Genomic DNA, 6,484 nt, shown 5'->3' on the forward strand with positions numbered 1-6,484 from the left:
GGCGGCCAGCCACTTGGCGAGGCTCACCTTCTGCTGGTTGCCGCCGGACAGCTCCCCGGCGTTCTGCTCCGGGTGCGCCCGGCCTCTTCCGGTGCGCCCGGAGCGGCGCGCAGCCCCCTCAGGCACGCGCCCGGAGCGGCGCGCGGGCGCTCTCAGGCGCGCCGAGAGCGGCGCCCAGCCCCTTCCGGTGCGATCGGGGCGGCACCCAGCCCCCTCAGGTGCGCGCCCGGAGCGGCGCGCGGGCGCTCTCAGGTGCGCCGGGGGCGGCGCCCAGCCCCTTCCGGTGCGATCGGGGCGGCGCCCAGCCCGCTCAGGTGCGCGCCCGGAGCGCCTGTCGTACGGCGTCCACTCCAGCCCCGAACGCGTCCGGATTTCTCCCTGGCCGACAGCTCCCGGCAGGAGCACCATGGGAAGGCTCGAGCGCCCGAAAGACCCGGCAGGCACCCCCACACCGCCAACGACAGGCGCCACCCCCACACCCCGAGCACCCTCCGCTCACCACGCCCGGCGCAGCGAAGGGCCGCACGGCCCCCGCACGAAACCCGCGCCTCCGCGCGGCCAGGAGACGGAGCCCCACAACGCGCCCAGGGGCACAGCCCGGAACCAGTGCAGCTCATCAGCCGTTACGCCCCCCACCAGGCCCGGAGCGAAGCCCCGGCCCCCCGAGACCCCGGGGGTGAAGCCCCGGAAACCATCCAGCCCCACCCCCAGGCGTGAGGCGAAGCCCCAGGCCCGGGGCGAAGCCCAAAGCCCTTCCGACCCCACGCAACCACCCCACCGGGCCAGGGGCGAAGCCCCAAAGCTCCTCCGATCTCACGCAACCGGCCGACCCCACGGGGTCCGGGGGCGGAGCCCCGAGGGGGAAGTGTCATGCCCCGGCCAACTGCGTGGGCGCAAGCGCCGGGCCCCGGCGGCAACGCCGACCCGTGGTCCGGCGTAGAACGAAGTGTCATGTACCGGCCAACATCACGAAGGGAGCACCACCCATGGCCTGCAGCACCAACTACCTCTGGGCGGGCGAGACCACCTGGTTCTGCTGTGGCGCGGCCTGGGGCCCGTGCGGGAGCGCAGGCGGCGGCGCCTGCGGGAACTGCCGCTCCGGCTCGTACCACGGCGCCTGGCCCAACGCCTCCCAGGCCTGCTACGACATCACCCGGCCCGACCTGTGCTCCGGCGAGGGCGGCATCCCGCGGCGCGGCTGCGGCTCCGTGATGCGCATCGTCCAGCAGTGCAGCCGCGCGGCCGTCTGCATCACGATCGCCGACTGCGGTCCGCGTACGAAGAGCTTCTGCGGCGAGGCGACCTGCTGCAACGGCATCTGCCGCACGAACCGCATCCTCGACCTGACCCCCGCGGCCTATTCCGTCATCGCCAGCCTGAGCTCCGGCAAGACCGGCGTCCAGATCTACGAGTGAGGAGGGTTACGCCATGACCAGCACGGACTTCGACCGGCGCCGCTTCCTCTCCACCGCCGCGCTCGGCGGTGCGACCATCGTCGGCGCCACGGCCCTCGGCGGCGTCGACCCGGACCAGGCGTTCGCGGCCCAGCCGCGGCCCCTCGACCCGGCCGTGCCGGCCTCCTCGTTCGTCGAGGGGCGGATCACGGCGATCGAGAACGGCACGCTGCTGAAGGTCGCCGGCTCCTACGGCGAGCGCAACTCCGTCCAGCTCACCAACGCCACCAGCGTCTGGAAGCTGCACCCCGTGGCGGCGGACGCCGCCGAGGTCGGCGACGGGATGTACGCGCGGGGCCTGGAGATGCCGGACGGCTCCATCGCCGCGGACGCGGTCTGGTTGAACATCGTCAACCTCGACGTCGTCATCCGCGGCATCGGCCGTGACCGCCTGGCCCTGGGCCACCACAGCGGCGAGCTGATCGGCCGGATCTCGAACGAGCACACCGTCGCCTCGTACGCCGGAGCGGCGCTCACCGAGGACCTCTCCCGGATCCGGATCGGCCAGCACGCGCTGGTGCTCGGCGCGTGGCGCCCCCGCGACGGGGCGATCGACCTGGCCCGGGTCTCGGTGGGGCACTGATGACCGCAAGCCCCCTGGCCCTGGCGGCCCTCGTCCTGGGCGTATGGCTGGCCGCCTCGGGGGCGGCCAAGGCGTTCGGGCCGGCGCCCCGGCTGCGCGGCCAGGCGGTGGACACCGCGCTGGAGCGGCGGCTGCGCATCGACCGCGCGGTGACCGTGCTACGGGTGGTGGGGGCCGTGGAGCTGTGCACGGGGCTGGCCCTGCTCGCGGCGCCCGGACCGCTGCCGGGCCTGGCGGCCGTGGCGCTGGGCCTGTGCTTCACGGCGTATCTGGCGTGGGCGCGGGCCACGGCGCCGGAGTCCTCGTGCGGGTGCACGGCCGGGGACGACGAGCCGATCGGCGCCCGCGCCTTCACCCGGGCGCTGTCCGTGAGCGCCGGTGGCGCCGCGGTGGCGTCCGCCCCGGTGCCGTGGTGGTCGTATGCGGGAGACCACCCGGCGGCGTCGGTCGCGCTGCTGGCGCTGGGTGCCCTCGCGGTCGAGGCCGTACGGACCGACCTGCGCATGCCGGCGCGGCGGCTCCGGGTCCGGCTGCTCGGGCATCCGCTGGGCGGTGATCCGGCCTCGGTGCCCGCCGAGGGGTCGGTGGAGCTGCTGGAGCGGTCGGTGGCCTGGGAGACGCTGGGGCCGGTCGTCCGCTCCGGACTGCTGGAGCACTGGGACGACGCGGACGGCTGGCGCTTCCTGCGCTACGCGGGCGTGTACGGGGACCCGTCCCGTCCCGTGTCCGTGGTCTTCGCGGTGTCGTCCCGCGCGCGGCTCGGCGGCGTGGCGCCGGCGGTGCGGGTGGCCGTCGTGGACCCGTCGTCGGGGGAGGTGATCCCGACACCGACGCCGGAACACGCGGCGTGACGCGTCACGGTGGCGGGCCGCTCCGGTCGCGGGGGCGGCCCGCCACCGCCGTACGGTGTCAGCCGGCCGCGACGGTGTCGCCGCGTACGAGGCCGGTGCCGTCCAGGGCCTGCGCGGGGTCGCCGCCCTGCGCGGCGATGGCGTTCGCCTCGTCGACGAACACGACGCGGGGTTCGAGGGCCTTGGCCTCGGCGTCCTCGACCTGCGCGTAGCTGATGATGATCACCAGGTCGCCGGGGGCGACGAGCCGGGCCGCGGCGCCGTTGATGCCGATCACGCCGGTGTCGCGGGGGCCGGGGATCACGTACGTCGTGAGCCGGTTCCCGTTGTTGATGTCGACGACGTCGACCTGCTCGCCCGGCAGCAGGTCCGCGGCCTCCATCAGGTCCTCGCTGATCGTGATGGACCCGACGTAGTGCAGGTCGGCCTGCGTCACGACGGCGCGATGGATCTTCGACTTGAGCATGGTTCGCAGCATGGGGGACCTTCCATAATCCGGCTCCCTGCCCGCACCGCGGGTCAAGGGCAAACGCCCACCAGCCTACGACCCACCCCCCACCCCCCGCACCGAGAGCCCGGTCACGTCCAGGACGCGGGCCACCGACCCCGCAGGGCGCGAATCCTGGCCGGCAACCAGGCAGGAGGGCGAAGACCGCACCCCAGCCCGTCCGGCGCTTGAGAACTCCGGCCGAAGGCCGGAAGCGCGTCAGCCAGCGCAACGCGCCCCAAAGCCCGTCCGGCGTTTGAGGACAAGGCGCGCAGCGCCGATCCGCGTCAGCCAGCGCAAGGCGCCCCAAAGCCCGTCCGGCACTTGAGGACAAGGCGCGCAGCGCCGATCCGCGTCAGCCAGCGCGAACGCAAGCCGAAGCCCGTCCGGCGCCTGAGGACGAGCGCCGCAGGCGCGACGCGGGCGCAGCCCGCGAACAGGGGCCCGGGGGCGGAGCCCCCGCAGCGGAAGACGACCCACGCCACCCGACCGCGTCCGATCGGGTGCGATTCCGCACCCGCCCCGCGTGGCGCGTGTCGCTACCCCCTCCCCACACCCCCCACATGAGACCCATAAGTCATGAAGTATGACAAGTATGACAAATGGCGACCCTCCCGCCGCACCACCCTGCGCGGAGCGTTCGTCCTGGGTCTCGCCGCCGCCCTGCGGCTAGCCCTCGCCGAAGACGCCGGCGACCCCCGCGCGGGCGCGGGCCCGAAGCCCGCACTGGACGACCCCAAGCCCGCCGCCCCCAACCGGCTGGCCGGCGCCCCCGCCTCGTACCGCCTCTACCCGAGCACCCACGTCGCCGGCTACGGCGTACCCAACGCCGCCCCCCTCGCCGTACCCGTGCGGGCCGCCGCCCACGAGACCCTGCGCCTCCCGGCCCGCTCCGGGGACCGGATGATGGCGCTGACCTTCGACGACGGACCGCATCCGACGCAGACCCCGGCGATCCTGCGGATCCTGCGCCGCTACGACACCCGCGCCACGTTCTTCGTGATCGGCGAGAACATCCCGTGGAACAGCGACGTGCTGAAGGCCGTGGTCGACGACGGCCACGTCATCGGCAACCACTCCTACACCCACCCCCAGCTCAACCTGATCGACACCGCCCGCGTCCACCGCGAGCTGGCCCGTACCAGCGACCTCATCGAGCAGACCGTGGGCGCTCCCCCGCGCCTGGCCCGCGCCCCGTACGGGATGTGGGACGACCGGGGGCTGCGGATCTGCGCCGCGCTGGGCATGGAGCCGTTCCAGTGGAACATCGACACCAACGACTGGGCCGAGCCCGGCACCCACGCCATCACCACCGCCGTGCTGCGCGGCGCCCAGCCGCACTCCATCGTGCTCGCCCACGACGGCGGCGGGAACCGCTGGCAGACGGTCACGGCGCTGGAGTACTACCTGCCCCGGCTGATCGATCAGGGCTACACCCTGGTCCAACCTGCCTGACCTGCAGTGATTGCACCCGTCGCGGGAGAGGACGAGCATGGGTGATATGCGGCGATTGCTCACACTCCTCCTCTTCGCGGTCCTGACCCTCGCGACGGGTGCGCTCCCGGCGTCCGCGGCGGTCGCGCCGCTCGCCGCGCCCGCGCAGTCGCAGTCCCCGTCCGACGGGATCGCGCAGGCCGCGCGGGCCCTGCGGGACGGGCCGGTGTACGTCCATCCGGACGCCCGGGACCAGATGTCCAAGGCCGAGCAGGACGATCTGACGGAACTGATCGAGGACGCAGACAAGCCGGTGTTCGTGGCCGTGCTGCCGGACACCCCGGGCTTCCCGGCGGACTCCGTCATCGTCCAGCTGCGCACCCGCGTGGGCATCGCGGGCGTGTACGCCGTCCAGCTCGGGGACCGGTTCGGAGCCAGCGCGGACGAGTCGGTGATGACCCCGCGTGCCGTGGACAACCTGCTCCTGACCGTCCGGGACGCGAACCCCGACGACGCCGCGGCCCAGCTGAAGGACTTCACGGCTCAGGCGGTGAAGGACGCCGACGGCCGCGCGCCCTCGTCCTGGGGTGTCGGCACCACCGTGAGCGGGACGGCCGTCCTCACCGTGGCGGTGGTGCTGCTGGCCGCGGGCCTCGCCACGTACCTCGTCGTACGGCGCAGGACCGCTCGGCGCACGGCCGAGCGGGAGCGGGCGGAGCTGGCGAAGCTGCGGGTGGTGGTGGACGAGGACATCACCGCGTTCGGCGAGGAGCTGACCCGGATCAGCTTCGACTCGGCGTCGGTCACCACGGACAACGACCAGCGCCAGGACTATGCCCAGGCTCTGGACGCGTACGAGGGCGCCAAGTCCCGGATGGAGCACGCGCGCCGCCCCGCGGACGTGACGGGTGTGACGGAGCAGCTGGCGGAGGGCCGCTTCTCCCTGGCCACGCTGGAGGCGCGGCGGGCCGGCGGCCCGCTGCCCCAGAAGCGCCCGCCGTGCTTCTTCGATCCCCGGCACGGTCCGTCCGTACAGGACGTGGAATGGGCCCCGCCCGGCGGCACCCCGCGCCCGGTGCCGGCCTGCGCGACCGACGCGGCACGCCTGGCGGCGGGCGACGAGCCGCTGGCGCGCACGGTGGAGACGGCTTCGGGCCGCCGCCCGTACTGGGAGGCGGGACCGGTGTACGGCCCCTGGGCGGGCGGCTATTACGGCGGCGGCATACTGCCGGGCCTGCTGGTGGGCACGATGCTCGGCTCGATGATGTACGCCCCCGGCGCGTACGCGGCCGGCGACGCGGGCCCGGAGGGCGGCGACTACACGGGCTCGGACTTCGACCAGAGCGACTTCGGCGGCGGCTTCGACGGGGGCGGAGGCTTCGACGGCGGCGGCTTCGGAGGCGGCGGCTTCGACGGCGGCGGCGGGTTCTGAGGCATCAGGGCGAAGGGCGAACCCCAGCCCGGCCGGCGTTCGAGGCCGAGGCGCGCAGCGCCGAAACACCGGCGCCCAGGCAACACGGCGGAGAACCCAACACCAGCCCGGCCAGCGCTTGAGGCCGAGGCGCGCAGCGCCGAAACACCGGCACCCAGGCAACACGGCAGAGAACCCAACACCAGCCCGGCCGGCGTTTGAGGCCGAGGCGCGCAGCGCCGACAACGCCCGCCGCCAGGCGTC

At 74.3% G+C, this 6,484-nt stretch carries 6 protein-coding genes; 5 read left to right on the top strand and 1 reads right to left on the bottom strand.

All coding sequences use genetic code 11. From position 1 onward, the window contains the following. Positions 1-986 precede the first annotated feature (986 nt). Genes AB0M28_RS39385 through AB0M28_RS39395 form a run of 3 tightly spaced genes read left to right on the top strand, consistent with a single transcriptional unit; the run spans position 987 to position 2,888 of the window. Entirely contained in the window at positions 987-1,415 is a 429-nt protein-coding gene (locus AB0M28_RS39385; RefSeq protein WP_365415477.1) for a hypothetical protein, read from the top strand. Between the two features lie 13 nt (positions 1,416-1,428). Further along, positions 1,429-2,037: a cell wall protein gene (locus AB0M28_RS39390; protein ID WP_365415479.1), complete on the top strand. Its 609-nt coding sequence runs from the start codon at positions 1,429-1,431 to the stop codon at positions 2,035-2,037. Further along, positions 2,037-2,888, top strand: coding sequence for a MauE/DoxX family redox-associated membrane protein (locus AB0M28_RS39395; protein ID WP_365415480.1), 852 nt, complete (start codon positions 2,037-2,039; stop codon positions 2,886-2,888). Before AB0M28_RS39390 ends, AB0M28_RS39395 begins: the two co-directional genes overlap by 1 nt. 58 nt (positions 2,889-2,946) lie before the next feature. Here AB0M28_RS39395 and panD read toward each other — a convergent pair whose 3' ends face one another. Next, a complete protein-coding gene (gene panD / locus AB0M28_RS39400; protein WP_365415482.1) occupies positions 2,947-3,366 on the bottom strand; it encodes an aspartate 1-decarboxylase in 420 nt (139 codons plus the stop codon). A gap of 588 nt (positions 3,367-3,954) precedes the next feature. On the opposite strand from panD, the gene AB0M28_RS39405 reads away from it, so the two are divergent. Together AB0M28_RS39405 and AB0M28_RS39410 are read left to right on the top strand one after the other, a co-directional pair. Further along, entirely contained in the window at positions 3,955-4,830 is an 876-nt protein-coding gene (locus AB0M28_RS39405; RefSeq protein ID WP_365415484.1) for a polysaccharide deacetylase family protein, read from the top strand. 46 nt (positions 4,831-4,876) lie between these two features. Then, positions 4,877-6,241, top strand: a complete 1,365-nt coding sequence (locus tag AB0M28_RS39410; RefSeq protein WP_365415486.1) for a hypothetical protein — start codon at positions 4,877-4,879, stop codon at positions 6,239-6,241. Positions 6,242-6,484 lie beyond the last annotated feature (243 nt).

This window comes from Streptomyces sp. NPDC051940, assembly GCF_040680895.1.
GTDB lineage: Bacteria > Actinomycetota > Actinomycetes > Streptomycetales > Streptomycetaceae > Streptomyces.